Origin of the sequence: Catelliglobosispora koreensis DSM 44566 (assembly GCF_000379685.1) — a bacterium.
Lineage (GTDB): Bacteria > Actinomycetota > Actinomycetes > Mycobacteriales > Micromonosporaceae > Catelliglobosispora > Catelliglobosispora koreensis.
In genome coordinates this window covers 234,071-259,224 of the sequence record NZ_KB903261.1, presented here as the reverse complement: position 1 = coordinate 259,224, position 25,154 = coordinate 234,071, and the positions used below count along the sequence as shown (strand labels likewise).

Sequence of the window (25,154 nt, the reverse complement as noted above, 5' to 3'; positions counted from 1 at the left end):
GCGCTGGTCGCGGCGCTATGCGACCAAAGGATGACTTCTATACCGGGCGGACCAGCCGATGGTCGTATGCCCAGATGACCACCTGCACGCGATCTCGCAATCCGAGCTTGGTCAGGATGCGCCCGACGTGCGTTTTCACCGTGGCCTCGGAGAGGAAGAGTTTCTCGGCGATCTCCGCGTTCGAGGCGCCGTGGGCTACCGCGAGGAGCACCTCACGCTCACGTTCGGTGAGAGGTGTCAGCGGATCAGGGCCTGGCACCGGTGCCGGTAGGTCGGCGAGAACCTGCTCCAGCAACCGTTTCGTCGTTGAGGGCGCTATCACCGCGTCGCCCTGGTGCACCGTGCGGATAGCCGCGCACAGATCTGCCGCCTCGGCATCCTTGAGCATGAACCCGCTCGCCCCGGCCCGTAGCGCCGCGAACGCGTACTCGTCGAGGTCGAAAGTGGTCAGTACCAACACCTTTGGTGTGGGAGCGGGGCGCACGGCCAGATGACGGGTCGCCTCCACCCCATCCATCTTTGGCATCCGGATGTCCATCAACACCACATCAGCAGGTACGCAACTGAGCCCCACTAAAGCAGAAGCCCCGTCACCTGCCTCGCCTACGACTGTCATGTCGGATTGCGCCTCGATGACCATGGCCAGTCCGGCCCGCACCAGAGCTTGATCGTCCACGAGAAACACTCGGATCATTCCCGCTCCTCAAGGGGAACCGTTGCCTCGACCGCGAACCCGCCCCCGGCCGCGGGCCCGGCGATGACGGAGCCTCCCACAATCGCCAGCCTCTCCCTCATTCCGGCTAGTCCGGCGCCTTTCCCGCTAGTCGTCGTGGCAAGTGTTTTGCCTGTGTCGTGAACTTGAACCTTCACCGCTTGATCGCCCCAGTCGAAGCTCAGCCGTGCGCGCGCGCCCGGACCGGCGTGCCGCAGCGTGTTCGTGAGAGCCTCCTGCACCAAGCGATAGAGGGCCAACTCAGCGGCAGGACCGAGTTCGCGAGGCTTTCCCCGGTCTGAGCGGGAAACGTGCAGTCCGGCACCGCGCACTCGCTCGATGAGCGCCGGCAGCTCAGCCAACGTTGGCGGCGGGGCGAGGCCATCGGTGTCGGTGCGCAAAACGCCAACAAGCCCGCGCATGTCGGCGAGTGCCTGCCGTCCGGTCGCGGCAATGGTGCCAAGGACTTTCCCGGCCCGTGCGGGATCGGCCGCCGCTATCAGCTCGCCGCCCTGAGCCTGGGTCACCATCACCGAAAGCGAATGGGCCACAACATCGTGCATCTCACGAGCTATCCGGGCACGATCGTCCGCGATCGCTCGCTGCGCCCGCTCCTGCTGCTCGGCTTCGAGTACCTCGTAGAAATCCATCCGCAGCCGCCGGAGCCGGGCCGTGCCCCACGCCGCGAAGACCACGGTCATCATGAATCCGAGGAAGAAGACCCACGCCAACGGAGTGCCAAAGCCCGGACTGGCAGGGCTGTCCACCGGCCAGACTTTCGCCGCCCGGATCGTCAGCATCACGGCGCCGGCGAGGCCGATCCCGATGCCGACCCGGGCGAGCCAGCGGTTTCCGTAGGCACAGAGCGAATAGAGACCAACTGGGAAGAGCGCGGCGCACGGGAGAAACGCTGTCTCAAACCGATAGGTGGCAATCGGTGCCATTGTTTGCACCAAGAGGGCGACGCTCATCAACACGAATGAGGCGAATGGCCAACGCCGGCGGCCGCCGATCGAGGCATGGGCGACAACCGCTGAAATGACAAGCGCGATCCGCCATGGTCGAGGGGCGTCCAGGGCGATCGTGACCAATGACATGGGCAGGAACACCGCGGCAACGCCGATGGCGAGCAGAGCATCGATCAGGAGTGGGCGATCTTGGGCCCAGGAGTACCAGCGCCCCATGATCTCGAGCGTAGCCCCAGGGTCGCCAGCCCAAGACTCGCGGGCCTAATCCCGCAACCAGCCACCTGTGCGCAGGCCGAGCCAGGCCGCGAACAGTCCACAAACGACAGAACCGGCCAGGTAACCGATCGCGATGCCTGGCCGCTCCTCGCTCAGCAACTGCTCGCCCTGCCAGGCGAACGTGGAAAAGGTCGTAAACCCGCCAAGCACTCCAACGCCCAAGAACGTCCGGGCCATGACGCTGTGGCCGACCATAGCGATGATGATGCCGAGCGCGAACGACCCGATCACGTTGATGGCGAACGTGGTCCACGGAAAGCGGCCGAAGGTCTCGGGCCAGATCAGGACAGCCGCGTAACGGGCGGTCGCGCCGATCGCTCCGCCTGCGGCTACGGCCAGAAACAACTTCACGGGCAGTTGACCCATTCGTCGGTGCCGTCGGTGAAGACCTGGTGCTTCCAGATCGGCAGCCGTTGCTTGACCGTGTCGACGAGACGCGCACAGGCGGCGAACGCCGCGGCACGGTGTGCGGTGGAAACGGCTGCGGCCAAGGCGACATCGCCGATTTTGAGCGGGCCATGACGATGCGACACGGAGATCGCATAGACGTCGGGGTCCGCGGCGATTTCTTCGACTACTTCACGCAACACGTCTTCAGCTGACGGATGTGCTTCGTAGGTCAGGGATTCCACGCCACGCCCATGGTCGTGATCGCGGACCACCCCGGCGAAGCTCACGACCGCACCCGCCTGCGGGACAGAGACAGCGGCCTCGTGTGCGGTGACATCTAACGGATCTGTGGTCACGCTAATCATGGCAACTCCAGGAAATCGGCCTGCTGCCCGGGAAGACCCTGGCTATGCGGCGGGATCACGGCAAAGCCCTCAGCGCTCGCGAGGCCCCGCAGCATCGATGAGCCCACGTGCGTCGCGGGCACCCAGCCGGCGTGCTGACGGCGTACCAGCGATAAATGGGTGAAATCACCACGGCCCGCAACGGGACCGGCGAGGGTGACCGGCGACGGCATCGGCTCTTCGGCCCCGGTCAGGCCGGCCAGCAGCGGCACGACAAGCGAGACGAGAGCGACGACGGCCGACTGGGGATTGCCAGGTAGACCTGCGATGAATGTGGTCTTTCCTCCATGTTGGACAGAGGCCACCAGCATCGGGAACCCCGGCCGCACAGCCACTGTGTTGACCACGTATTCCGCGCCAATCGCCTTCAGCGCGGGATGCAGATGATCCACCGGACCATGCATGGTGCCGCCTGTGGTGCAGATGAGGTCCGCGTCGAGCGCGGCCCGCAGCCCGGCGACATGTGCGTCGAGGGTGTCTTCCACAGGACCTTCGATGTGTACGACGTGAGCGCCCAGCCTGGTCAAAAATGCTGGCATAGCCGGGCCAAGGGCATCGCGCACCCGCCCGTCGCCAGGCTTGCCTGACGTCAGCAGTTCGTCGCCAAAGATCAGCAGGGCGACCTTGGGCTTGCGGGTGACCGTGAGTTCGTCGTATCCGCAGGATGCGGCGAGCCCGATGAGCCCGGGCGTAACCGGTGTCCCCGCCGGGAAAAGCTCCTCGCCCGCGTGAGCTTCTTCGCCCGGCTCGCGCCACTCCTTGAGTTCCTTAGCCGTGCCGCTGACGAGGTCACCGTCCACAGTGGAGTGCTCTATGCGCAAGATCGTGTCGGTGCCCTCTGGCACCATCGCGCCCGTGGCGATTTCGGCGGCGGTGCCGTCCTCGGTCAGTGGCGCCGCGGTTTGCCCCGCGAGCACTTTGCCCGTGATGCGCCACGGCCCAACGCCACGCAGCGCCCAGCCGTCCACACTGGACGTCGGGAAGGCGGGCAGATCCGTTCGCGGCGTCAGCGGCTCGGCCAGCGTCAGACCGTCGGCTTCGTTGAGCGGCACCGTTGTGGGTGGCAGTTGTGCCCTTCGTCCCGCCTCGTAGACCGTCTTGCGGGCTTCCCGCCAGTCCATGGGCATCAGTGGTCGCCACCTTTCAGCTGATCAACAGCGTGCTTCAGTAAGTCTGCCAGCACGGTGAGACCGTCCTTGATTCCGCCAGTGGAACCGGGGAGGTTGACGATGAGTGTTTTGTCTTTTACTCCGGCGGTGGCACGCGACAGGGCTGCCAGTGGGGTCTTGCCCCTGCGCCGGATAGCTTCGGCGATGCCGGGCACTTCGTAATCGAGCACCTGCTTTGTCATGTCAGGCGTGCGGTCAGTCGGGTTGATCCCGGTGCCGCCGGTGGTAACGATGACGTCAGGCTTTTGCTTGAGCGCGTTTTGCAGCGCTTCTTTGACGGGTTCGCCATCGGGGACCACGACTTTGGTGACGTCTTCGCAGCCGAGCTCCTGCAGTCCCTTGACGAGCAGTGGACCGCCCGTGTCCTCGTACACCCCCGCCGCCGCCCGGTTCGACGCGACGATCACGACCGCTTTCATGGCCGCTCCCACGTACCGGTTTTGCCGCCTTCTTTGCGCAGCACCCTGACGTTATGTATGGACGCCGCCGGATCGACCGCCTTGATCATGTCGATGAGCGTCAAGCCGGTCACGGCGACGCTTGTTAGCGCTTCCATTTCCACGCCGGTGCGATCGGCGGTTCTCACGCCTGCCTCGATCAAGATCTTGTCGCCGGCCAGGGACAGGTCAACCGTTACGCCATGGATAGCGATCGGATGGCATAACGGAACCAGATCGGGGGTACGTTTTGCGGCCATAATGCCAGCAACCCGTGCTACCCCTAATGCGTCACCCTTTGGCACCCCCTCTCCACTTAGGAGTTCCACGACTTCGGGAGTGGTATGCACTTCTCCGGCAGCGAGTGCATAACGCGAGGTCGCAGCCTTAGCTGTGACATCGACCATCTTCGCTGCGCCTTTATCGTCCAGATGGGTCAGTCGCTTAGGGCCGATCGGCTCGGCAGAAGTAGGCGCCACGACATGAGCCTAGCTTCCGCTCCCGGGACACTAAATGTAGACACAGCGAGTAGGCGAACGGTCACATTGAGTGACAATTCGCCTATCTCGTCTGTATTATAAACAGACCGTGTTAAATCGCCGGTGGCAAACGTACGCTCCTCCACAGAAGTTCGCAAGCGCTATGGAGGAGGCCCAAATGCGCGTGTTTGATTGGCACTGAACTTGCCCTAGGCTGACGGGCGACTGACCGTTATCAACGGAGTAGCCCGGGTGACATCAGCCAAGCCGAAGCCCAGAAACGACGGGACCGAGACCGATAAAGCCATCAAACGGCATGTCGGTCTCGTCGGCGTTTTTGCATTCGCCGTCCTGGTCACATCGATAACGATGGTCGTTCGGCAGCCTCCCGAGGTCAGCTGGCTTTCACTGGGCGCACTCGTTCTTCTCGTCATCGTTTCAATGTTGATCTATGTCCGGGTTCGCGTCCGGTCCACATTGGTCGCCATGACGTGGATGGAGGTCGCCATTTTGGTGGCGGCTTTCCTGGTTCCCGCCCCAGTCGCCGTCCTCGTGGTTTTCGCCGGCGTTCTGATCGTGAAACTGAAACAGCGCCTGGGTCCTATTAAGACGATCTTCTCGGTCGCTCAGAACACACTGGTTGCCGCCGCTGCCGTCATCGCGCTTGAGCTCGTCGGCCGACACGAACTCGATAGCCTTCAAGACCTCATTCCTTACGCGATCGCGTTCGTCGCGCTGACCTTGACTGACGAGCTTGTGTCGATGCCGCTTTTCGCCATCGTCACCAGAACCAGCATCCGCGAGCTTTATCTGTCTGATATCGACATTCGCTGGGGATTTAACCTCGTTCGTTTTGGTGTAGCCGCCCTTGCCTTGTTCGTGCTCGAGCAGGAGCCGATGCTGCTGATCGCGATCGCTCCGCTGGCGCTTGGCCTACATGTCACGCACCAGGGCCGTCTTCGGTCAAGAGCCGAACGGGAAGCGTGGGAGCAGCTCGCTCAGGCCACAGACGCCTTCAACGTCGTGCAGATGGAAGCCGTTCTCCAGACGGCAGTCAACAAAGGATCGACACTCTTCTCTGTTGATCAGGTCGAGGTGGAGACCTGGGTTGACGGCGTTAACCTGCTGATTCGCGGCACACGCGACGAAGTCACCTACTACGGTCCGCCAGATCGCAAGGGTTACGACCCGACGACAACAGCGATCGTGCAGCTCATCGCAGATGTCGACGAATCGCGCATCGGTGAATTGCGGCTGCGTTTCCGTTCCCCGGTAAGCCTTTCCGAGCGGGAGAACTTTACGCTCAGGACGTTCGCGGGGGCTTTGACGACGGCGATCCGGAACGCGGCCTCTTATAACCAGCTGGAGCAACTGGCCGGCAAGCACGAGCACGACGCGATGCATGACGCGTTGACTGGGCTGCCAAACCGCCGCATGCTGGCCACCGAGGGCGCCGAAGTAATGGCGCAACACAATGAGCATCAGGGCACGGCGGGTTTGCTGCTGCTGGACTTGAACCACTTCAAAGACATCAACGATGCTCTCGGGCACTCGGCTGGCGACAAGGTTCTGATCGCGGTCGCGCACCGGCTGAAGGCCGCCGCGGGCGAGGACGCCCTCGTGACACGGCTCGGCGGGGACGAGTTCGCCGTGCTTTACCGGTCGCTCGCGTCACCTGCATTGGCGATGTTCCGGGCTGCCGCACTGATCGCCGTGTTGCGGGAACCCATTGAGGTCAACGGAATGCCGCTGACCATCTCGGCCAGCTCCGGCATCGCGATGGCCCCGAACCTTGGCGGGTTCGTCGAGCTGATGCGCCGTGCTGACGTGGCGATGTACCAAGCGAAGCGGGCCAACGTTCCGGTCACGCAATACGACCCCGATAACGACAGCGCCGACCCGGCCGGACTGGAAGTCGCGGGACTCTTGCCGCAGGCGGTGGCAGATAAAGAGTTCACGCTCGAGTACCAGCCGATCGTGAACCTCGTCGACGGCACGATCATCGCGGCTGAGGCCCTCGCCCGGTGGAACCGGCCCGACAAGGGCAAGGTCGACCCGCGCAGCTTCCTCGAACCGATCGAACGCTCCGGCCTGCTGACCGCCTTCACCGATGCCGTGCTCGACCAGGCGCTGTCGGCCGCGAAGCAGTGGCATGCCGCAGGCATGCGCTTCCCGGTAGCCGTGAACATTTCGCCCCGCAGCCTGCTCGACCGCCGGCTTCCCGTGCTTGTTCAGGCGCGCCTCAACGACCACGGTCTGACCGGCCCTGACTTGATCCTGGAACTGACCGAGTCACGGACCTTGAGCCAGCTCGAAGTGGTCGACAAGGTGCTCGCCGAGTTGCGCGAGCTCGGCTGCCGCCTCGCTCTCGACGACTTCGGCACCGGCTTCTCTTCGCTATCGGTTCTGCCGCGGATCCCGACCGTTCAGGAACTGAAGATCGACCTGTCGTTTGTGTGGGAAATGGAAGACAAGCCCAGCTCGGCAGCTGTAGTCCGGTCCACCGTGGAGCTAGCTCGCGGCCTCGGGCTCCTCGTCGTAGCCGAAGGCGTGGAGACAGAAAGCCAGCGCCGCAAGCTATGGGAGCTCGGCTGCACCGCCGCGCAAGGTCACCTCTTCGCCAAGCCGATGCCGCTGGAGAACATCCTTCAGCTGCCGCCCAAGCTCGGCAAACCCATGCACGAGCCCGGCTCCGTCATCGAGTTCCCCCAGCGCGACCAGCTCCCCGAGCGCGCTGCCGAAGACAACGATGACGACGACACCGGCGAGGCCTGGCGCGCCAAACCCTAGACTCGGACGCGTGACGTTGCTGCTGGACCTTGTGCTCTATGCCCTGTCGGGAGTGTTCGCGCAGGTCACTGCCATGACATCGAACCTTGGGCCCCACCGCACGTGGGGGAGCATCGCCGTCTGGGGCTATGCGGGCGCGGCACTGTTCGTCTACGTGTTTCGCCAGCGCCTCTGGCTGACCGTCACCGCGTGGCTCGCGGTCGCCGTCGTTCCGTTGATCGCTTTGGCCAGGCTCCGGGAGTACCAGGAAGAAGTCTTTGTTGTTGAAGAGAGCGCGCGGCGGCTACTCGAAACCGGGACTCCTTATCTAGATCGTGCCGGGATCGCGGCTTTGCCGGAACCGTTGCTGGGTTACACGCCGTACCAGCCGGCGATGGCGATTTTTGGGCTCCCTAAAGCGATTTTTGGCGACTATGTGCTGACGGACGCGCGGGTGTGGTTCGCGATCGCGACAGCGGCGACGCTTGCGGGGGCCTATCTTCTGCTCCAGCCGCATGACCGTCTCGTGCGTGCGCTGCAGATGTCTTCTGTGCTTCCCTTGTGCGCGTTGACGTTGGCGACCGGTGGCGACGATATGCCAGTGCTTGGCTTGTGCGTGCTGGCGTTTGCTTTGGCCGCTCGGCAAAAGCCAGGCTGGGCGGGGGTCGCGATCGGTGCGGCTGCGGCGATGAAGCTCTTCGCGTGGCCGGTCGCGATTGTGCTCGGGTTCTACCTGCTGCATCGCAAGTATTTCCTTGGTGCCATTGGCATTCCGGTGCTCGCGTTGCTGCCCTCGGTGCTCATCAACGCTGGTGCCGTGGTCGAGAACGTGATCCGCTTCCCTACCGGCCACGGTCTCGTCACGTCGCCAGCCGCGTCGCCGTTGATCGGCTATCTGCTCGCGCGGCATGTCCCAAGTGGACGGACGATCGCGCTGGGCCTGCTGCTCCTGAGCGGCGCCGCGATCGGGGTCTACTTGCTACGCAAGCGGCCGACCGACGTGCGCCAGGTCGCCTATATCTGCGCCGTCGGCCTGCTCGCGGCCATCCTGCTCATGCCAGCGACCCGTTTCGGCTACTTCCTCTACCCCGTCGCCTTCGCCTTCTGGGCACCCTGTTTGATGTCACGCGGCGCTGCCGAGGATGCGATTGGGGGTCAAGGTGATGGTCACGCGGAGGTCCTCGGGCGGTAGCGCCAGGTATTCGTCTCCGGCGCCTTCTCCTTCGTATTTCTCCGCGAGCTCAACGGCCAGCTGTCGCCCGACGTCGACGGACACCGTGGCCGTGCCGCGGACTTCGAGATAACGCGACGGATCCGCCGCGTCCACAATGGTCAGACTGGCGCGCGGGTCACGGCGCAGGTTGCGCTCTTTGCGCCGACCGGCTTGCGACGAGATGACCACGTCGTCTCCGCGACGGCCGACCCACACGACGGAACCTTGCGGGCTGCCGTCTGGGTTGAGCGTGGCCAAGATGGCGATGCTGGTTTCGTCGATGAGCTTTCGGGCGGAGTCACTAAGCGCGGTCATAGCCGAGATCCTCTCGCGACCCACCGACAATCAGGCCAGAGGCATCATCAGAGGGGAGCACGCGGGGAGTTTACGGGGAACTCGCGGTTGGCGACGGCGGTGCGCTGGCGAGGCTGGGTGGCCCAGGTCGGCGTGGGCACGGAGCGGGGGCCGAAGGCTGGCTCGGCACCTGGGCGGCTGGGGAGCATGGCGACCAGCATGATGAGCGCGATCGCGAACGAGCTTTCGGCGAGCAGGCCGAAGAGGCCGTCGGCGTAGTGGGAGCCGGCGGGGAGTTGATGCTCGTAGGGCCAGATCGGGGACAGCAAGAAGAGTAAATACAGCGCTCCGGCCGCGGCGAAATGGCGCGCGCCGGTTAGGGCGGGGAACCAGATCGGCTCACGTAACCCGGGCGTGGCCCGACCACGGGCGGCGATGCCGCGGGAAGCGTTGCGGCGGCGCATGGCCTGGTCGAGCAGGGCGACGATCGCCGGGATGACCCACACCAGGTGATGTGACCACGAGATCGGGCTGATCACGTTGGCGGTCAGGCCGACGAGGGTGAAGGCGGTGAGCTCGTCGCCCTCCTGGTGGGCGTTGCGGGCACGGGACATGCCGACGGCGAGGATCACCAGGATGAAGCTGATCCACAGCAGTGTTGGCGCGTGGGTGGTGTCGTGCAGGCGCGCGAGAAGACCAGCCAGTGACTGGTTCGGCGTCATGTCAGCGGCACCGACGCGTTCGGTCTGCCAGAGGATGGTTCCCCAATAGGTGGACGACTCATTTGGTACCACCAAATGGGTTAAGACAGTGACGCCCGCGGCGGTGGCGGTTGCCATGGCGGCTGTTCGCCATTGCTTGCTGAGCAGCAAGTAAATGATGAACAGCGCTGGCGTGAGTTTGATGGCGGTCGCGAGTCCAATGCCGACACCCGCCCAGCGCCAGCCGCGGCGCAAGGCGATGAGGTCGGCCATGATCAGACCGAAGAGCAGCACGTTGACCTGGCCATAGCCGAGGCTTTCGCGGACCGGCTCCAGCGCGGCGAACAACGGCAGAGCGATGGCGACGGCGCCCCAGCGGGACCAGCCTTCGCGGCGTGCGAGGGGGCCAAGCAGCGCGAACAGCACGAGCATCAGCGCGGCGAGTCCAAAGACGACATTGATCCAGCTGGCGTCGGCAGCGGAGAACGCAGACATCGGCAGCATGGTCAGCGCGGCGAACGGGGGGTAGGTGAACCCGAGCGTCGTTCGTGGAGCGACGAATTGGTACAGCTCGCCGCCTTGGGTCCACCAGACCACGGCACCGTGATAGATCTTCATATCGAAGAACTCATACGGACGCCCGAACGCGAGTGTGGCACGCCACGCCACATACGCGATCACGGCGACGATGCCGATGCGAGCGAGAAATCGCCATGGCCTGGAGGGTCTGCGCCCGCCGATAACCGGCATGGAGCCGATACCTCCGAATGTCTGTGTCCCGTTCCCCTTGGCCGTAAGCCTAGAACGGTCCACCACGCCGTTACCTCCCGTGTTACCCGACCGTGTCGATTCCCACATTCATTTGCGACATTTCTATCGGGTTAACGGGTGGCGACCGATTGCGTCACCTTTCGCCTGGCCTGGTCTAACGCGTGTTTGGTGCGCCATCCGATGCTGGGAGAGCCCGCGGTGTCGGCTGCGGCGAGTAACAGCCCGCCGAGAAGGCCGAGATTCTTGGCGAAGTGAACCTGCTCGACTCGTTTGACCATCGGATTGCTGATCTTCCAGAACGGGTGACCCACCAAAGTGGCCGGGAGCAGGGTCCCCGCGAGGATGGCGGCCGCTGGCCGGGGTGCCGTGCCAGTCGCCAGCATGAGGCCCGCCCCCAACTGGACTGCTCCATTGATCTGGACCAGCGTCTTGGCCTCGGTGGGGAGACGTTCGTCGACCTTCTGCAGCAGCGGCGCGACCTGCTCGGCTAGCGGGGCCGCCTTCGCGGCGTAACGCCCCGGCTTGAGCAGGGCTTGGGCACCGGCGGCGATGAAGAGCCCGCCCATCAGGGCACGGGCCAGTCCACGGACAGGTCTCATATGGCCATTATTAAGGCCGTTTGCTCATGCAAAGGACGAAATCGAAACTATCCGGCAGTTCACTGTCATAGAAGTAGTAGAAGGCCGAATTCTGCACAGCGTCGCAGGCCTGCTTGTGCGTCGTGCCCTCCAGCCGCTCCAGCACCTGCAAAGCACCGGGACCGCAGGTCACCACGATCATCACGGGCTTGTCCTGGGTGCCCTGGTTCTGCAGACAGTCCCCAGGCTGTGCCAAGCGAACGGATTTCGACAGCTGCGACGGGCCATGGCTGGGCACGGCCGGATCACCTTTGCTGTGGAACGGGTTCAGCCACAGCACGAGGCCAAAGATCGCTACCGCTGCCACGAATCCGGCGACGCCCAGGATCGCTGGGGTCTTGCCGCCAAGTCTCGGCTCCTCCACGCGCGTACGTTATATGAGCCGAAGCTGCTGGTCACGTGGACGGCGAGGCTCGGTTTCGCCGAGCGCCTCAAGCAGGACTTTGTCTATATCGGACAGGAACGGCGATGGTCTGCTCTCGCGCTCGCTGCCGAACCGGACACGGTTTGCCGCATGGCTGATGAACAAGCGCTTCTGCGCCCGCGTGATGCCGACGAAGAACAGCCTGCGTTCCTCGGCGATGTCCTCTGTGGACGGTGGCCGGCCCGGCATGCGGAGCGGGAGCAGGCCATCTTCGGCGCCGGCGAGGAAGACCACCGGGAACTCCAGGCCCTTGGCCGCGTGCAGTGTCAGCAGCGTGACCGCCTCGGCGCGCGGGTCGAGCGCGTCCACCTCGGCCCCGGTCGAGACGTCGTTGTAGAACTTCTCGAGATCATTACCGCATCGCTGAGCCAACGGCAGCAGAAGATCTGCGGCCTCCCACGTTTGCGTCTTCTCCGCTATGGCTTTGACCTTCGTGGTGACGGACCCCGTGAGGCTGTTGTCCAAGCGCAGCTCAGTCACCAGTTGCTTCACCGACGCGCGATCCCGCAGGCGATCATGCGATCGCTTCTGGACCGGGATGCTCGTCTTCGCCAGAGCGTCGACGATCGCGGCCGCCTGCGCATCGGTGCGGTAAAGCACCGCGATGTCGCTAAAGGACACATCTGAGGTGTTCAGCGTCTTGGCGCGATGGGACGTGCCGCCGACCAGCTCCTCGACCTTGCGCGCGATGAAGGACGCCTCATCAGCCGCGGTCGCCGCGGGAAACCGGCCAACGAGGGGCGCTTCCGGGTCCACTTTCGCCGGATCCAAACGCCTTCCTGGTACTAGCGAGCCTGGCGCTATGGCCTGAACAGCCGCCGCGATGATCGGTGCCGACGACCGGTAGTTGCGTGTCAACCGCACCACACGAGCGTCGGTGAAGTCCTGCGAGAAGCGAAGGAAGAACTCGACGTTGGCGCCCCGGAACGAGTAGATCGCCTGATCGGGATCGCCGATGGCGCAGATGTTCCCGTCGGGCGGGACGATCAGCCTGAGCAACTCATACTGATGCTGGTCGACGTCCTGGTACTCGTCGACGAACACCCAGGGCCATCTGAGCTCAGGTCGCTCCTGGAGGATCTTGACGGCCAGCGGCACCAGCTCGTCGAGATCAGTGACCTCATAGTCCGGCTGGTTCTCTTTGATCAGCGAGAGGGCCAAGGAATGGAACGTGCTGACCGTGACGTGCTTGGCGACCGGCCCGAGCAGCCCCTTGAGCCGGTGGCGCAATTCGTCGGCCGAACGTCTCGTGAACGTAATCGCCAGGCACTGCTCGGGATAGACGTTCATTTCAGCACAAAGGTAAGCGAGGCGGTGCGTCAGCGTACGGGTCTTGCCCGTTCCGGGGCCAGCCACGATCAGCAGCGGCCCGCCCGGCGCGGACGCGGCGACACGCTGCATCGCGTCGAGGCGGTCGAGCAGTCCCGTGCCCACCTCTTCCATCCCGGCCAGCATCGGCTCAAACGGTTCGTGCGGGGACGTCGCGATCTCAGGGAGCGGAGGTGCGCTGACCGGCTTGATGGCTTTGCGTGGAGCCGCTTTCTTCTTCTGCACGGCCACTTCCGCGTCCGGTGGCAGGTCGAACAGCGCATCGCCAGACTGGCGTAGCTCATCTGGCTGAAACAGCTTGATCACTCCGTACTCACCGTCGTACCCGGGCACCCGGCTGACCTCGCCAGCCCGCAACCGGCGGACCGCCTCCCCGAGGAGTTCCCCGCCAGCGGAGCTGATGTCCGGCACCGGGGTCGTGGTGAGGATAGCCAGCTCCGGGCCAAGCGCCGCGACCAGTGCCGTCACCTTGCCTTCGACGGTCCGGCTCTTCGGGCCAACGCCTTCGATCTCCCCAACGATTTCGTGGAGCTGGATGAGATGGGTGACGCCCTTATCGTCGCGGCGGTAGTTCACGGGACGATCCGCGAGATCTTCTACGCGCGTGAGCACGCCGACGGTCAGCTGCTTGCCGCAGACAGGGCAAACGCCTTTGGCCTGGCGGGTTTGCGCGGGCTCCCAGTTGATGCGGCAGTCGCGATGACCGTCGCCGTGGTACTTGCCCTCTTCGGGGAAGAACTCGATCGTGCCGTCAAGTCCCTGCCCGGTGCTCAGCGCCGCCTTCACCGCGAAGTAGTCCAGCTCGCAGCTGAGCCTGGTGGCCTCGCGTGCCAGCGCCTGCGGCGAGTGAGCATCCGAATTGGACACCAGCTGATAGGCGTCCAAACTGGACACCCGATGGTTCATCTCAGGATCGCTTGACAGTCCCGTTTCCACGGCTTTGATGTGCTCGGCCAAATCGGCGTAGCAGTGCGCGATGTCGTCAAACCCCGACTTCGAGCCGAGCGCGGAAAACCACGGCGTCCAGATATGAGCCGGCACAAGGAACGCGTCCTCGCTCGCTTCGAGCGTGATCTCAAGCAGGTCACGCGAATCCAGCCCGATGATCGGCCTTCCATCGCTAGACAGGTTGCAGCCCAGCTTGAGCAGCGCCTCGCGGAACCGTTGCGCCGCCTCAAAATCCGGCATGTAGATCAGGTGGTGCACTTTCCGCGTACGGTCGTCTCGCTTATAGATAGTCGAGATCTCGGCGCTGAGCATGAACCGCACCGGCTCACCCTTCAGCGACGGCGGCAACCGGTGATCGATGTCCTGCTTGAGCCGGAACAACCCAGGCGCATCAGGGATCAGGTTGTCCCGCAGGTGTTCGATCCACGCGGGATGCGTCAGATCACCGGTGCCAAGCAGGGCGATGCCTTTACGGCGAGCCCAGAAGGCGAGATTGGGCAGCTCCAGGTCTCTGCTGCATGCCCGGGAGTGCTTGGAGTGGATATGAAGATCTGCAATCCAGCTGTCGCGGGGCACGCTGGAGTTTAACCGGCGCGCAGCTCCACGAGTGTGATGTCGGGTGGCGCGCCGACTCTTACGGGTGGTCCCCAGAACCCGGCACCGTTGGTGACGTAGACCTTTGTTCCGTCCACATCGCCGACTCCCGAGATCACAGGCTGCTGAAGCCGCGCGATGTAGTTGAACGGCACCATCTGACCACCGTGCGTGTGCCCGGACAGTTGAAGGTCCACTTTGTACTTCGCGGCCTCGCTCGCCTGAACGGGCTGATGCGCCAGCAACACCACCGGCTTAGCCGCGTCGCGGTCACCGAGCGTCTTGACGAAGTCAGGCCCGCCCCCAGCCTCGGGGAACTGTTCGCCCTGCACATCGTTGACACCGGCCAAGTCCAGCCCGCCGATCTCCAGCCGCTCGTTCTGCAGCGGGCGGATGCCAAGCGAGCGCACGTGGTTCACCCACTCCTGGGCGCCGGAGTAGTACTCGTGGTTGCCCGTCACGAAGAACGCGCCATCTCGGCTCTTGATCAGCCGCAACGGCTCGGCCTCGTCGCTCAGCTCCTCAACGCTGCCATCGACCAGATCGCCGACGATCGCCACGATGTCGGCATCCATCCCGTTGATCGACCGCACGATCCGTTCCGTGTGCGAGATTCCGGTCAGTGGGCCGAGGTGAATATCGGAAACCAAGGCGATGCGGTACCCATCCATGCCGCGCGGAAGCTTGGCCAGCGGGATTTGCACGTGCTTAAGCACAGGATCACCGAGCGCGGTCTTCACTCCATAACCGACGATGCCGGTCGCGGTCAGCCCAGCGAAGATCGCCGCACTGCGCGTCAGGAAAAGCCGTCGCTCCAGCCCGGGCGGATCAACAGCGACCGTTTGCGGGCCCGCGGTGGCCAGCTCACCCTCGGCCTCTTGGCCCGGCAGCGGCAGCCCGTCGCCGGCCGAATTCGGAAAAGTCGTTGGTGCGAAAGTGAATTCGGACGCGTTACTCGCGTCTCGGCCTGCGGCACCCGGCTCGGCTGCCGTCGGATGCGCGGAGCCTGGCGAGCCGGAGGCGTGGGCGATCTTGCCTGGGAGCAGGAAGCGGCGCGGGATCTCCAGCACCAGCAAGATGAGGAACAGGTAGAACATGATCGCTAGCCACATGTAGCCGACCAGCGAGATGAAGAAGCCGGACTCTGCTCCCACGACACGCGGCACGATGAACGCGGCGACCATCGAGACAGGCAGCACGAGAAACGCGGTCGTCACGAGCTTGCGGCCACGGCCGGGGCGTGTGGTGTCCCGGACCATCCGGCGCCACAGATACCAGTGGATCGGGCCGAGCACCACCATGGTCAAGCCCAGGAAAATCAGGCCTTGCAGCACGTTGTCAGCCTCCGGCGAAGGGTGGGAGCACGTCGACAGTCACGCCCGCGGGCAGTGGGACGCTTCGATCGTGCCAAGCTAGCCCGTCAACCAGAAAGCTGGCTGAAAGCAGCACCTTGCCAAGGTGACCCCGGTCACCGGCGATCTGGTCGAGTCTCGTTCCAGAAGGAAAAGTCTCCTCCGAGACCCCGGCAGCCGCGCGGGCTCCCGCGAAATATCGCACAGTGATCATCATCCACCGATCGCAGACATGGGACGGGCCGGTTGCAAGAACTCGGGGTTGTCAATGCCGTGCCCAGGGAGCTTGCCCCACATCGCCTCGCGCCAGCGGTCTGCGATCGCCTCGTCCGGAGCGCCCGAGCGCAGGAGCCCACGCAAGTCGGTCTCACCGGTGGCGAACAAGCAGTTGCGAATCTGCCCGTCGGCGGTCAGCCGCGTGCGGTCGCAGTCACCACAGAACGGGCGGGTCACCGAGCCGATCACGCCGACCTTCGCTGGGCCGCCGTTGACCAGCCACGTCTCGGCGGGAGCGCCAGCGCGCTCGGCCGGGTCAGGCGACAGGTCGAAACTCGTGTTGAGGGCGGCCAAGATTTCCTCAGCCGTGATCATCTCGCTGCGGTTCCAGCCGTGCTGCGCGTCGAGCGGCATTTGCTCGATGAAGCGCAGCTCATAGCCGTGTTTGAGGGCGAAGGTCAGCAGTGCTGGCGCTTCGTCGTCGTTCACACCGCGCAAGAGCACAGTGTTGATCTTCACGGGGGTCAGGCCCGCGTCGACCGCGGCGGTGAGCCCGCGCAGGACGTCGGGGAGCCGGTCGCGATGGGTGATCTCGTGGAACCGTTGCGCGTCAAGGGTGTCGAGCGAAACGTTCACCCGGTCGAGCCCGGCCGTCTTGAGCCCTGAGGCAAGCCGCTCGAGGCCGATGCCGTTGGTGGTCAGGGACAGCTTTGGGCGGTTCGCTAACTGGGCGCAGGCCGTCACGATGGCGGACAGCCCGGGGCGCAGCAAGGGTTCGCCGCCGGTGAAGCGCACTTCGGTCACGCCGAGCAGCGTCACGGCTATCCGCACCAGGCGCACGATCTCCTCATCGGTGAGGATCTCCGCCTTGGGCAGCCACGGCAGCCCCTCGGGCGGCATGCAATAGGAGCAGCGCAGGTTGCAGCGGTCAGTCAGGGACACACGAAGGTCAACCGCACGTCTTCCATAGCGGTCGAGGAGCCCGGTTCCCGTCATGCCTTCGACGGTAGCCGACATCACTGACGAACCGCGGCGGCTGTCTCACGGACGCCGGGGGCGAAGGCGGCGCCGAAGAGTGCCGTGTGCAGCAGATACATCGATAGCTGGTGCAGTTTGACGCGCTCGCGCCAGCCGTCTGCCAGCGCAAACACCTCTTGGTAGGCGGCCAAGATGCGGTCGAGGTGCGGCGCCCCGCCCCACAGCTGGAGATAGGCGAGGTCAGTTTCGCGGTGACCTCCGTGCGCCGCAGGATCCACCACCCAGCACTGACCATCGGCGCCCCAGACAAGATTGCCGGTCCACAGGTCGCCGTGAATCCGGGCGGGTAGCTCGTCGCTGTCGGCACCGATGCTGCTGATGACCCGCTCGACGAGGCGCATGTCGGCACTGTTCAGCGCCTGGCGGTCGACGGAAGCCCGCAGGTACGGCGTGAGCCTCCGCTCGGCATACCAGGTGTGCCACGGTCCGTTGTGGAGCGTGTTGTCCATCGGGGACGAGCCGTGAAAGCCGGGCCACGGTGCGCCAAAAGCCGCGGCGCCCGTGCGGTGCAGCCCGGCCAATGACCGTCCAAAGTGCTCTGCCGCTTGCGGTGTCGGCTCGCCGGGCTCGACCCAGGCCAGCCCCAGGAGGTCGTCGGTTTGGACGAGAACCTCAGGCACCGCAACGGTTTGCGTCTCGGCAAGCCAGCGCAGGCCGCTCGCCTCGGCCGCGAAGAAGCCCTCCGGCGGACTGCCGGACGGCCACTCCTTCGTGAACAGCGACTCACCGTTGTCGAAGGTCAGCCGGGAGGCGCGGCAGATCGATCCCCCTTCGACCGGCGTCTCCCGAATCCGCTGATGCGTCAGGAACGTGCGCAGGTGCTGCGGGTGCTCCCGCACATACGCCAAATCCACTACCGGACCTTAACGCCCGGCCAGTTCACGTATTTGCCGAGGCCTCGCCACAGCAGCGGCAAAGCCAGCACCCCGCCGAGCAGCACGGCGGGGCCCGTGTGCGCGAACCGCTCCACCATGCCCCAGCCCCACAACGGCAAGGCTGGCCAGTCGGTCATGATCCCGCTGCGCCACTGGTACTGGTTGTAGCCGTTGGCCCAGAGCGTGATGGCGAGGAAGATCGCACCGGCGATCGGGGCGACCGGCGAGTGCCAGGTGTCCGAATACAGCGCGGCACCGCCCAGCAGCGCGAAGATGGTGAGGATGAGCAGCACCCAGCGCGGCTCAACCGCGAAGACGTAGGCCGAGATGCGCCCCGTTTCAGCGGTGGCCGGGTCGACGCCCTGTAAGGCCGCCGAGAGCAAGAGCATGCCGTAGCCGAGGAACAGCCAGCTGCCCGCGGCACTAACCGTTCCCCACCATCGGTTAACGCGCCGCCCCGGGGCGGACAGCCCGATGAGCAGCAGGATCGCCGCGTAGATCCCGGAGAACCAGAACCGGCCCTGCCCCGCGAACGTCATCGCTATCAGCCCGCCCGTGATCATCAGCCAGGCCGGCTCACGAATGTCGGTCTCCAGCAGCGCGGTGAAGAAAGCGCCTGCGAGCAGCATCAGCAGCAGACCGCTAAAGAGACCGATGAGGCCACCGCCACCGGAGTTCTTCGCGCCAAACCAGCCAAAGCGCATGCTGAGGACGTCATGGGCCAGATAACTGGCGATGACGGTCAGCACGGCGAAGACGCCGGCCAGCCATTCACGATGGCTGCTGTTCAGCTTGTTCACGGCCGTTAAGGTTACGGCTTATTTTCGCGGAGGCCAGGGGCTAAAAGCCGACGGTGGCTGACCGTCTTGTAACGCGGCCAACAGCAGCCCGGCCAGCGAGTAGTCAGGGCTGATGCACAACGCCCGCCGCAGAGCCTCGCCGGCCAGCAGACCGTCGCCGCGGCGGTAGCAGCACCAGCCGAGCAAGGTCGTGATCGGCGCGGCCAGCACCGGCTTGGCCCGGCGGCTGAGCCCGAGCCACAGCTGAAACTGCCAGTCTTCTCCGTCCGTGCGCTCCCAGGCGTGATCACGAACCGTCAGATCGGCGAGCACCACCGACAGCCAAGCCACCTCGTCGATCGAGGGCTCATCGCCGCGCTTGGCGATGGCGAATGCCTGATTCACGGCGAGCTTGCCCTGCGTGACCAGGGCCCGAATGCTGCGGGTCTGTCCTAAGCGGACTTCAGCGCGGTCAACGGCCTGTGTCATGGCGACGGCGGCCAGACCGCCTAGTGGCCGTAGCTGACCGACGGCTTCTTCGCGGCTTGAGCGCGCGACGAGGCCAGCGGCGACCGCCGAAGCCGCCGCTGACGAGGCACGGAAGTCGAAGACCTTGCCGCCGGCCGCCGAGCAGTTGTCGCACAGCAGGCAGTAGAACCGTTCGCCCTCAACCCACATCGCCGCGTCCATCTGAAAGCTCAGCTTGCCGGTCAGCTCGGCGAGCAGGGACTCGGCAGCGGCACGCACCTGCCAGCCGCCGTAGGCGATGAGCGTGAGATGGCTGTCAGCCGACCGCAGGCGGACCGCCCGGCGTAACTGGCGCAACAGGTCACGGGTGGGCGCGGCGGCGTCAGCACGCGCGGTGAAGCGAATTTCGCCTCCCTCGACGGCCAGCAGCACGATGCTGTCCTGCGGGTGGTAGCCGAGCGCGAAGGGCACGTATCCGAGCAGATCTTCCGGACAGCCGATCCGGATCGAGACGGTCATGGCGCTGAGCCTGGCTTCCCACCAGGCAGCGGTCAGAAGATCACGGATAGCCTGTGGATGACACGCCGACGCATCCACAGGAGGTGCCGTGCGCTATCACGCGATCGTGCTGGCCGGGGGCAGAGGCACGCGCATGGGCGGGGTGCTCAAACCCTTGCTCACGGTCGCCGGTGTCCCCTTGCTCACGCGCGTGCTGACCGCCCTCGAACCAGCCGATCACCGCACCGTGGCCGGACCGTCCGAACTGGACAGTTTGCTGGCGCCGGGTGTGGAACGCGTGCAAGAGGATCCGCCCGGTGGCGGGCCGGTGGCGGGAATCCGCGCCGGGCTCGGGGACCACCAGGCGGATAAGGTGATCACGGTGGCGGGGGACTTGCCGTTTCTGACCTGGGAGGCCATCACGTTGCTCGACGCGCACACGGCCAGCTGTGTGTTGTTTGTGGACGGTGACGGACGAAGGCAACCGCTGGTGGCGGTGTGGCAAGGTAGCTCACTAAGGCGCGCGCTTTATGGCGTACCAGCTGAAGGAAGATCAATGAGGGATCTGCTGGCGGCTGCCGACGTGGCGCAAGTGCGATGGCCTGGGGCTGGGCCTGAGCCGTGGTATGACTGCGACACCCCTGAGCAATTACGGCAAGCTGAGGAGATGTTGTGACAACGATCGATGAATTCGTGACCGCTGCCTGTGCCGAACTTGGACTTCAGCCCCAAGAGGTGGACACCGCGCTCATCCTGGACCTCGCCCGGGAAGTGGCGCACAACACGCTGCGGCCGGCCGCTCCGGTCAGCACTTACCTGCTGGGATTGGCTGTAGGCAAAGGCGGAGATGCCACAGAGCTAGCTGCCCGATTGACAGCGCTAGCTCAAGCCTGAAAGCGTTTCCCGCAGTCCTGATATCGGAGGAAAGCGATGACACCAGATCTGCCAGAGGCCGGGCTCCTTGACGAGCCGACAACGGCTGACCTCGGCGCGAAGGTGGCCGAAGCCTGGCGCGAGTTCGCCAAGGCCGTCGGCGCCGTGCTGCCGGAGCTGCCGGCTGGCGCCCACCTGGACATCACGCTTGACCCGACAGCCTCCGGCACGGGCAACGCGGTTTTCGGCGTGAGTGTCGAGCAGGATGAGTCCGGCCTGGCCGCGCTGGCGGTCGGCAACGCGAGCCTCCCCGAGGGATACCGGCTCGACCGTGCCGCGGTCGGCGCGATGGTCGCCCTCGGCTGGTCGCCGCCGGGAGTCATGGCGGCGGAAAGCTTTGGCGTGACCGGGGTCGACAACGACCAGCTCGCCAAGATGATCACCCGGACCCTGCGTGATGTCTATGGCGCCCCGCACCCGGCCTTCCTTGTCTACGCGGCACGCGCCGCCGACGACGAGCCGCTGGAGGTCGCTCAGCTGGCGCTCGCCCGGCACGAATCCACGGTTAACGGCGGTGTTCCGTCGCTGGGAGACATTGCCGATAGCAGCGGCCTTGACCTGGCCGAGCGCGTCCGGATCGTGGTCGCGACCCTGACCAAGACCGACCCCGAGAAGCTTCAGGTCGACGGCGACGGAGACATCGGCATCCGTGCCGGGTCCGCGATGGTTTTCGTGCGGGTACGCGATAACCCGCCCCTCATCGACGTGTTCTCCCCCGTGCTGACCGAAATCGAGCCGAGCGAGAAGCTTTTCGTCAAGCTCTCCGAGCTGACCAACCGCATGCCGATCGGGCGGCTCTACTGCACTTCCGGCACGGTGTGGGCGTCGGTTCCCGTGTTTGGCCGCGACTTCCAGGCGACGCACTTGTCGCTGGCGATCCAGGTCATGACCGGCCTCGCCGACGAACTCGACGACCGTTTGCACGGTGAGTTTGGTGGCAAACGGTTCTTCGGCGAAGGGGACACTCCTGGGAAGGCCCCCTCCACCGAAGAACGGATCGGGCAATACCTATAGCGGCAGCCACGCCAAGCGTGTGCCACCGTCCAATGTGGTCGCCAGGAGCCCGCGGTCAGAGATCGTCCACAACGTCTCACCGATCACGAGGCTCCGGCGGATGTAGCCCTGCTGGTGCGTGAGCCGGTTCAGTTCCGTGAGCTGGCTGTCTTCAACCTTGAGCAGCACGGCTTCGTTGTTCACCGGCACGACAAGGAGTTTCGTCGCGGGCCAGTAGAGGAACGCGTGCGGGTCGTGCTCGGCTTCGCTGTGCCCACGCGGAATCTTGAACTGGGCGATCCGCTTCGGGTCGCTCAGGTTTCCGACATCAAAGAGCGAGATTTGGGTACCGGTAACGCGTCCCTGATCCGTGGCATCCTGGCCGACCCCAATGAGCCGGTCCGCCCCCACGGGATGCAAGTAGGCGCTGTAGCCCGGGATCTTTAGCTCCCCCAGCACCTTCGGCTTCGCCGGGTCCCGCAGATCGATGGTGTAGAGCGGGTCCGTCTGCCGGAACGTGACCACGTAACCGACGGTGCCCACGAAACGCACGGCATAGATGCGTTCCTTCTTGCCGAGTCCGCTCACCTCACCGATCTGGTTGAGGGCACCGCCTTCACGCTTGAGCGTGTGCACACTGGACTCGATCTGCCCCATCGTCGTGGCGACGCGGAGGATGCCTGCGTGCTCGCTCATGGAGTACTGGTTGATCAGGTATCCCGGAACGCTGCCGCTTGCCACATATTCAGCTTGGCGTTGCGTCACGTCGAACTGGAAGATCTCGGTGCGGCCGCGTTGGTCGCGTCCACGCCAGCTCTGGTCGTGCGCCAGATACAGGTTGGGCCCACTGCCGTAGACGGTGCCGCCATCAGCCATGACTGACACGGGATCGCCGTCGTTGAGCGAGTTCAGCCCGAGGTCGAAGCTGAGGATCGTGACGATCGAGCTGCCGCTGAACTGATCGGGCAGTTTCACGCGCTCGCAGCCGACCTGACCCTTGGTGCCATTGACCGAATAGGACGGAAGCCAGCTCGTCACCGGTGCGTCGTCAACCTTGGTGGGGTAGTCGATGCGCGGATAGCTGCGTACCACCACGCGGGCGAGGTTGCCGACCTGTCGAGCGTCCACAAGCGACGCGTCGATGCGGAAGTCGCCGACCACCTTTGGTGTTCCGCTGACGTTCACCATCTGCACCCGTGTCGCCTGCGGCGCGATCTTCGTCAGCCGGGAATCGGCTTCCGGCATCGGGGACAGGTTGGAATAGCTGGAGCTCAGCACGAGTACCTGATTGCCTTGGAGCAGCAACTGATGCGCGCCCATGTCGACGCCGACGCTGCCCGTGATCCGCTTGCTTGCCGCGTCAATGACCTCCAGCGAACCCTGTCTCACCACGAAGATGCGATTGCCATCGGTCTTGACCAGATCTGGCTCGTCCACCCCGGCCGTGTGCGTGTTGGTCCCGGAATAGTCGCTGCCCTGGGTCTTCGACGACAGTGAATCTTTTGCGGTCGCCGGTGCTGGGGCGGCTTCAGCCCGCGTGGCACCGCCACCCTGGGGGTGGATGTTCTTGCGGGCCGCCTCCCGCAGCACGGGTAACAGACGCTCACACGAGTCATAGGAAACCAGCCGCAGCAGCGGCTGCGGTGGTTCGTTAGAAGTCAGCGTATTGGTGCACCCGGCTACTGCGAGCAGGGAAAACATGGCTAGAGCCCGTCTCATGAATCCTTGGACGGATCAACGGGGCTGCCGGTTGCTTAGTCGCCTAGGCGGGACAGGACGATCATGCTCCGGGTCGACGTGATGAACGGCTCCGCGCGCAGCCGCTCAAGCACCTGCTCCAAATGCTGGATGTCAGCCGCACGCAGATGCACGAGGGCGTCTGCCTCGCCGGAAACCGTGTAGGCGCCAACGACTTCCGGATGCCGTCTGGTCGCTGTCGTGATTTGTGCCGGAGTGGTCCGTCCGGTGCAGAAAAGCTCCACAAACGCCTCGGTCGTCCAGCCGACCGCTTTCGGGTCAACGACAGCCGTGAAGCCCTTGATCACACCAAGGCTCCGGAGCCGGTCCACTCGCCGCTTCACCGCCGGCGCCGAAAGCGATACCGCTTGCCCGATCTCGGCATATGTCGTGCGCGCATCGCTGACCAGCGCACCGATGATGCGCCTGTCCACCTCATCTATCACGCGCGAGTGGCTCACAGATTCACCGCTGGGCCGCTCGCCGAGATGTCTAGCTGCACGAAGGTGAGAATAGACCTAACCAAGCGTGGCGAGATCACCGATCAGCGTGTTGGACCAGATCGTTCCGTCCAGGCGGATCTGCCGGAGGTACCAGCGTTGCTGCGGCGTACGTCCCTGGGTGAACTGCCAGTTGCCGCGCGGGCTGACCACCTGGCCGACGCTGGAGATCTGCTGGTTCAGCAGCGTTGGCGTGATCGTCTCGTCGAGGCACAGCGCGATCGCGCTGTCGACCACGGCTGCCGCGTCGTAGGCCGCCACAGCGAATGCCGTGGGGGAGCGCCGGTGCTCGGCCTGGAACTGTGCCGAGAACGCCCTGTTCGACGGGTTGCTCAGGTCGCTGGAGTATTGCATCGCGGTGTAAAGGCCCTGTGCCGCGTCAAGCTGTTGCATCGTCAGGCTTTCCGACGATAGGCCCGGCGCGAAGACGCGGCCATTGAAGCCAGCCGAGCGCAGCGCGGTCAGGAACGACACGATATGCGTCGCCGGGACCCAGCAGAACAGGTCGCTCGCGCCAGAGTTCTTGACCCGGGCGGCGGCACTGGCGAAAGCTCCCGGCTCGGCTTTGATCGCCGGGTTGAGCCACTCCGTCATGACGGCACGGCTGTTGCGGTCCTGGAAGCCGCGGATGACGTCTTGGCCGAACTTGTCGTCGATAGACACGAGAGCGACACTTTGCGCGCCTTGGGCACGAAGGTGTAATCCGACCGCCTGACCCGGCTCGTTGTTAACAAAAGCCGTGCGCCAGATGTAAATCGCGCTGCTCATATCCGCCGAAGAACCGTGAGCGGCCAGCAACGGCACCCTGTTCTTCTCCACGAGGTCGCGCACCGAAGGCAGCAAGTCAGGGTTGGCGATGCCGATGACAGCCGCGACTTCCTTGCTGTGCAAAGACTCCAGCGCCTTGATACCGCTTTCGACCGTGTCGCCTTCCTCTTCGATGATGAGCTCGATCGGGTGGCCGCTCATCATGCCATCACGCATCTGGAGGTAGAGCTTCACGCCATGTTCGAGGTCTGCCCCGACAGGCTTGTTGGGACCGCCCGCGAGGGGAGCGATAAGTCCCAGCCGGACAGTGCTCTTCGGGTCGTCAGAACTTGTCACGCTGCATCCGGCCAGTCCCGCGGCACCGACGCCGGCGAATACGCCCAGCATGCGACGGCGGGAGAGGTTGTTGAGACTCAAGCTGTTTTTTGCGGCCACTGTGGCTGTTTACCCTGTCCAGGCGCCAACGTCAATGCCGGTGCCC

The 25,154-nt window shown here is 64.7% G+C and carries 26 protein-coding genes; 5 read left to right on the top strand and 21 right to left on the bottom strand.

Features of this window, described 5'->3' with window-relative positions; genetic code table 11:
• Positions 1-37 precede the first annotated feature (37 nt).
• The 7 genes from A3E1_RS0120490 to moaC are packed head-to-tail and all read right to left on the bottom strand — an operon-like array spanning position 38 to position 4,811.
• Positions 38-694 (bottom strand): response regulator, encoded by a 657-nt coding sequence (locus tag A3E1_RS0120490; protein WP_020522669.1) that lies wholly within the window; start codon positions 692-694, stop codon positions 38-40.
• Positions 691-1,896: a sensor histidine kinase gene (locus A3E1_RS0120485; RefSeq protein WP_020522668.1), complete on the bottom strand. Its 1,206-nt coding sequence runs from the start codon at positions 1,894-1,896 to the stop codon at positions 691-693. The genes A3E1_RS0120490 and A3E1_RS0120485 overlap by 4 nt, the downstream gene beginning before the upstream one ends.
• A 45-nt stretch (positions 1,897-1,941) precedes the next feature.
• Positions 1,942-2,307 carry a fluoride efflux transporter FluC gene (locus A3E1_RS0120480; RefSeq protein ID WP_157631636.1) on the bottom strand — a complete coding sequence of 122 codons (366 nt, stop codon included), beginning with the start codon at positions 2,305-2,307 and terminating at the stop codon, positions 1,942-1,944.
• Positions 2,304-2,711, bottom strand: a complete 408-nt coding sequence (locus A3E1_RS0120475) for a molybdenum cofactor biosynthesis protein MoaE (protein ID WP_020522666.1) — start codon at positions 2,709-2,711, stop codon at positions 2,304-2,306. Before A3E1_RS0120475 ends, A3E1_RS0120480 begins: the two co-directional genes overlap by 4 nt.
• On the bottom strand, positions 2,708-3,877 hold the full coding sequence (locus A3E1_RS0120470; RefSeq protein WP_020522665.1) for a molybdopterin molybdotransferase MoeA: 1,170 nt from the start codon (positions 3,875-3,877) through the stop codon (positions 2,708-2,710). Before A3E1_RS0120470 ends, A3E1_RS0120475 begins: the two co-directional genes overlap by 4 nt.
• Positions 3,877-4,338, bottom strand: a complete 462-nt coding sequence (locus tag A3E1_RS0120465) for a MogA/MoaB family molybdenum cofactor biosynthesis protein (RefSeq protein ID WP_020522664.1) — start codon at positions 4,336-4,338, stop codon at positions 3,877-3,879. Before A3E1_RS0120465 ends, A3E1_RS0120470 begins: the two co-directional genes overlap by 1 nt.
• Positions 4,335-4,811, bottom strand: a complete 477-nt coding sequence (gene moaC / locus A3E1_RS0120460; RefSeq protein WP_040391390.1) for a cyclic pyranopterin monophosphate synthase MoaC — start codon at positions 4,809-4,811, stop codon at positions 4,335-4,337. The genes A3E1_RS0120465 and moaC overlap by 4 nt, the downstream gene beginning before the upstream one ends.
• A 276-nt stretch (positions 4,812-5,087) precedes the next feature.
• On the opposite strand from moaC, the gene A3E1_RS41220 reads away from it, so the two are divergent.
• Together A3E1_RS41220 and A3E1_RS0120450 are read left to right on the top strand one after the other, a co-directional pair.
• Positions 5,088-7,625 (top strand): putative bifunctional diguanylate cyclase/phosphodiesterase, encoded by a 2,538-nt coding sequence (locus A3E1_RS41220; RefSeq protein WP_020522662.1) that lies wholly within the window; start codon positions 5,088-5,090, stop codon positions 7,623-7,625.
• Positions 7,585-8,796 (top strand): glycosyltransferase 87 family protein, encoded by a 1,212-nt coding sequence (locus A3E1_RS0120450; protein WP_051105085.1) that lies wholly within the window; start codon positions 7,585-7,587, stop codon positions 8,794-8,796. Before A3E1_RS41220 ends, A3E1_RS0120450 begins: the two co-directional genes overlap by 41 nt.
• On the opposite strand, the gene A3E1_RS0120445 is transcribed toward A3E1_RS0120450, so the two are convergent.
• From A3E1_RS0120445 to A3E1_RS41205, 11 genes are all read right to left on the bottom strand, one after another.
• Positions 8,728-9,132 (bottom strand): PPOX class F420-dependent oxidoreductase, encoded by a 405-nt coding sequence (locus A3E1_RS0120445; RefSeq protein WP_020522660.1) that lies wholly within the window; start codon positions 9,130-9,132, stop codon positions 8,728-8,730. The genes A3E1_RS0120450 and A3E1_RS0120445 overlap by 69 nt on opposite strands.
• A 47-nt stretch (positions 9,133-9,179) precedes the next feature.
• Positions 9,180-10,562 carry a glycosyltransferase 87 family protein gene (locus A3E1_RS0120440; protein ID WP_020522659.1) on the bottom strand — a complete coding sequence of 461 codons (1,383 nt, stop codon included), beginning with the start codon at positions 10,560-10,562 and terminating at the stop codon, positions 9,180-9,182.
• A 131-nt stretch (positions 10,563-10,693) separates the two neighbouring features.
• Entirely contained in the window at positions 10,694-11,182 is a 489-nt protein-coding gene (locus tag A3E1_RS41215; RefSeq protein ID WP_157631635.1) for a DoxX family protein, read from the bottom strand.
• Between the two features lie 10 nt (positions 11,183-11,192).
• Positions 11,193-11,585: an LppU/SCO3897 family protein gene (locus tag A3E1_RS44925; protein WP_020522657.1), complete on the bottom strand. Its 393-nt coding sequence runs from the start codon at positions 11,583-11,585 to the stop codon at positions 11,193-11,195.
• A gap of 9 nt (positions 11,586-11,594) precedes the next feature.
• Positions 11,595-14,498, bottom strand: a complete 2,904-nt coding sequence (locus tag A3E1_RS0120425; RefSeq protein ID WP_020522656.1) for a UvrD-helicase domain-containing protein — start codon at positions 14,496-14,498, stop codon at positions 11,595-11,597.
• An 8-nt stretch (positions 14,499-14,506) separates the two neighbouring features.
• Positions 14,507-15,817, bottom strand: a complete 1,311-nt coding sequence (locus tag A3E1_RS0120420; protein WP_040391382.1) for a metallophosphoesterase — start codon at positions 15,815-15,817, stop codon at positions 14,507-14,509.
• Positions 15,818-15,854: 37 nt separating this feature from the next.
• Positions 15,855-16,085 carry a MoaD/ThiS family protein gene (locus A3E1_RS0120415; RefSeq protein ID WP_040391284.1) on the bottom strand — a complete coding sequence of 77 codons (231 nt, stop codon included), beginning with the start codon at positions 16,083-16,085 and terminating at the stop codon, positions 15,855-15,857.
• Complete coding sequence (gene moaA / locus A3E1_RS0120410) at positions 16,082-17,080, bottom strand: GTP 3',8-cyclase MoaA (protein WP_407637378.1); 999 nt, start codon at positions 17,078-17,080, stop codon at positions 16,082-16,084. Before moaA ends, A3E1_RS0120415 begins: the two co-directional genes overlap by 4 nt.
• Before the next feature lie 20 nt (positions 17,081-17,100).
• A complete protein-coding gene (locus A3E1_RS0120405; RefSeq protein WP_020522652.1) occupies positions 17,101-17,976 on the bottom strand; it encodes a fructosamine kinase family protein in 876 nt (291 codons plus the stop codon).
• Positions 17,976-18,797, bottom strand: a complete 822-nt coding sequence (locus tag A3E1_RS0120400) for a hypothetical protein (RefSeq protein ID WP_020522651.1) — start codon at positions 18,795-18,797, stop codon at positions 17,976-17,978. Before A3E1_RS0120400 ends, A3E1_RS0120405 begins: the two co-directional genes overlap by 1 nt.
• An 18-nt stretch (positions 18,798-18,815) precedes the next feature.
• The gene (locus A3E1_RS41205) at positions 18,816-19,763 is read right to left on the bottom strand and encodes a DUF4192 domain-containing protein (RefSeq protein ID WP_157631634.1); all 948 of its coding nucleotides are present in this window, start codon (positions 19,761-19,763) and stop codon (positions 18,816-18,818) included.
• Between the two features lie 88 nt (positions 19,764-19,851).
• Between A3E1_RS41205 and mobA the strand changes: the two genes are divergently transcribed.
• The 3 genes from mobA to A3E1_RS0120380 are packed head-to-tail and all read left to right on the top strand — an operon-like array spanning position 19,852 to position 21,689.
• The gene (mobA, locus tag A3E1_RS0120390; protein ID WP_020522649.1) at positions 19,852-20,418 is read left to right on the top strand and encodes a molybdenum cofactor guanylyltransferase; all 567 of its coding nucleotides are present in this window, start codon (positions 19,852-19,854) and stop codon (positions 20,416-20,418) included.
• Positions 20,415-20,636, top strand: coding sequence for a DUF6457 domain-containing protein (locus A3E1_RS0120385; protein WP_020522648.1), 222 nt, complete (start codon positions 20,415-20,417; stop codon positions 20,634-20,636). Before mobA ends, A3E1_RS0120385 begins: the two co-directional genes overlap by 4 nt.
• A 36-nt stretch (positions 20,637-20,672) precedes the next feature.
• Positions 20,673-21,689, top strand: a complete 1,017-nt coding sequence (locus tag A3E1_RS0120380; protein WP_020522647.1) for a T3SS (YopN, CesT) and YbjN peptide-binding chaperone 1 — start codon at positions 20,673-20,675, stop codon at positions 21,687-21,689.
• On the opposite strand, the gene A3E1_RS0120375 is transcribed toward A3E1_RS0120380, so the two are convergent.
• The 3 genes from A3E1_RS0120375 to A3E1_RS0120365 all read right to left on the bottom strand — a co-directional run bounded on the left by A3E1_RS0120375 (position 21,684) and on the right by A3E1_RS0120365 (position 25,108).
• Positions 21,684-23,387, bottom strand: a complete 1,704-nt coding sequence (locus A3E1_RS0120375; RefSeq protein ID WP_245571282.1) for a beta-propeller domain-containing protein — start codon at positions 23,385-23,387, stop codon at positions 21,684-21,686. The two genes, A3E1_RS0120380 and A3E1_RS0120375, sit on opposite strands and share 6 nt — an antisense overlap.
• Before the next feature lie 35 nt (positions 23,388-23,422).
• Positions 23,423-23,848, bottom strand: coding sequence for an Lrp/AsnC family transcriptional regulator (locus A3E1_RS0120370; RefSeq protein ID WP_026208640.1), 426 nt, complete (start codon positions 23,846-23,848; stop codon positions 23,423-23,425).
• A gap of 75 nt (positions 23,849-23,923) precedes the next feature.
• Positions 23,924-25,108, bottom strand: a complete 1,185-nt coding sequence (locus A3E1_RS0120365) for an ABC transporter substrate-binding protein (protein ID WP_157631633.1) — start codon at positions 25,106-25,108, stop codon at positions 23,924-23,926.
• Positions 25,109-25,154 lie beyond the last annotated feature (46 nt).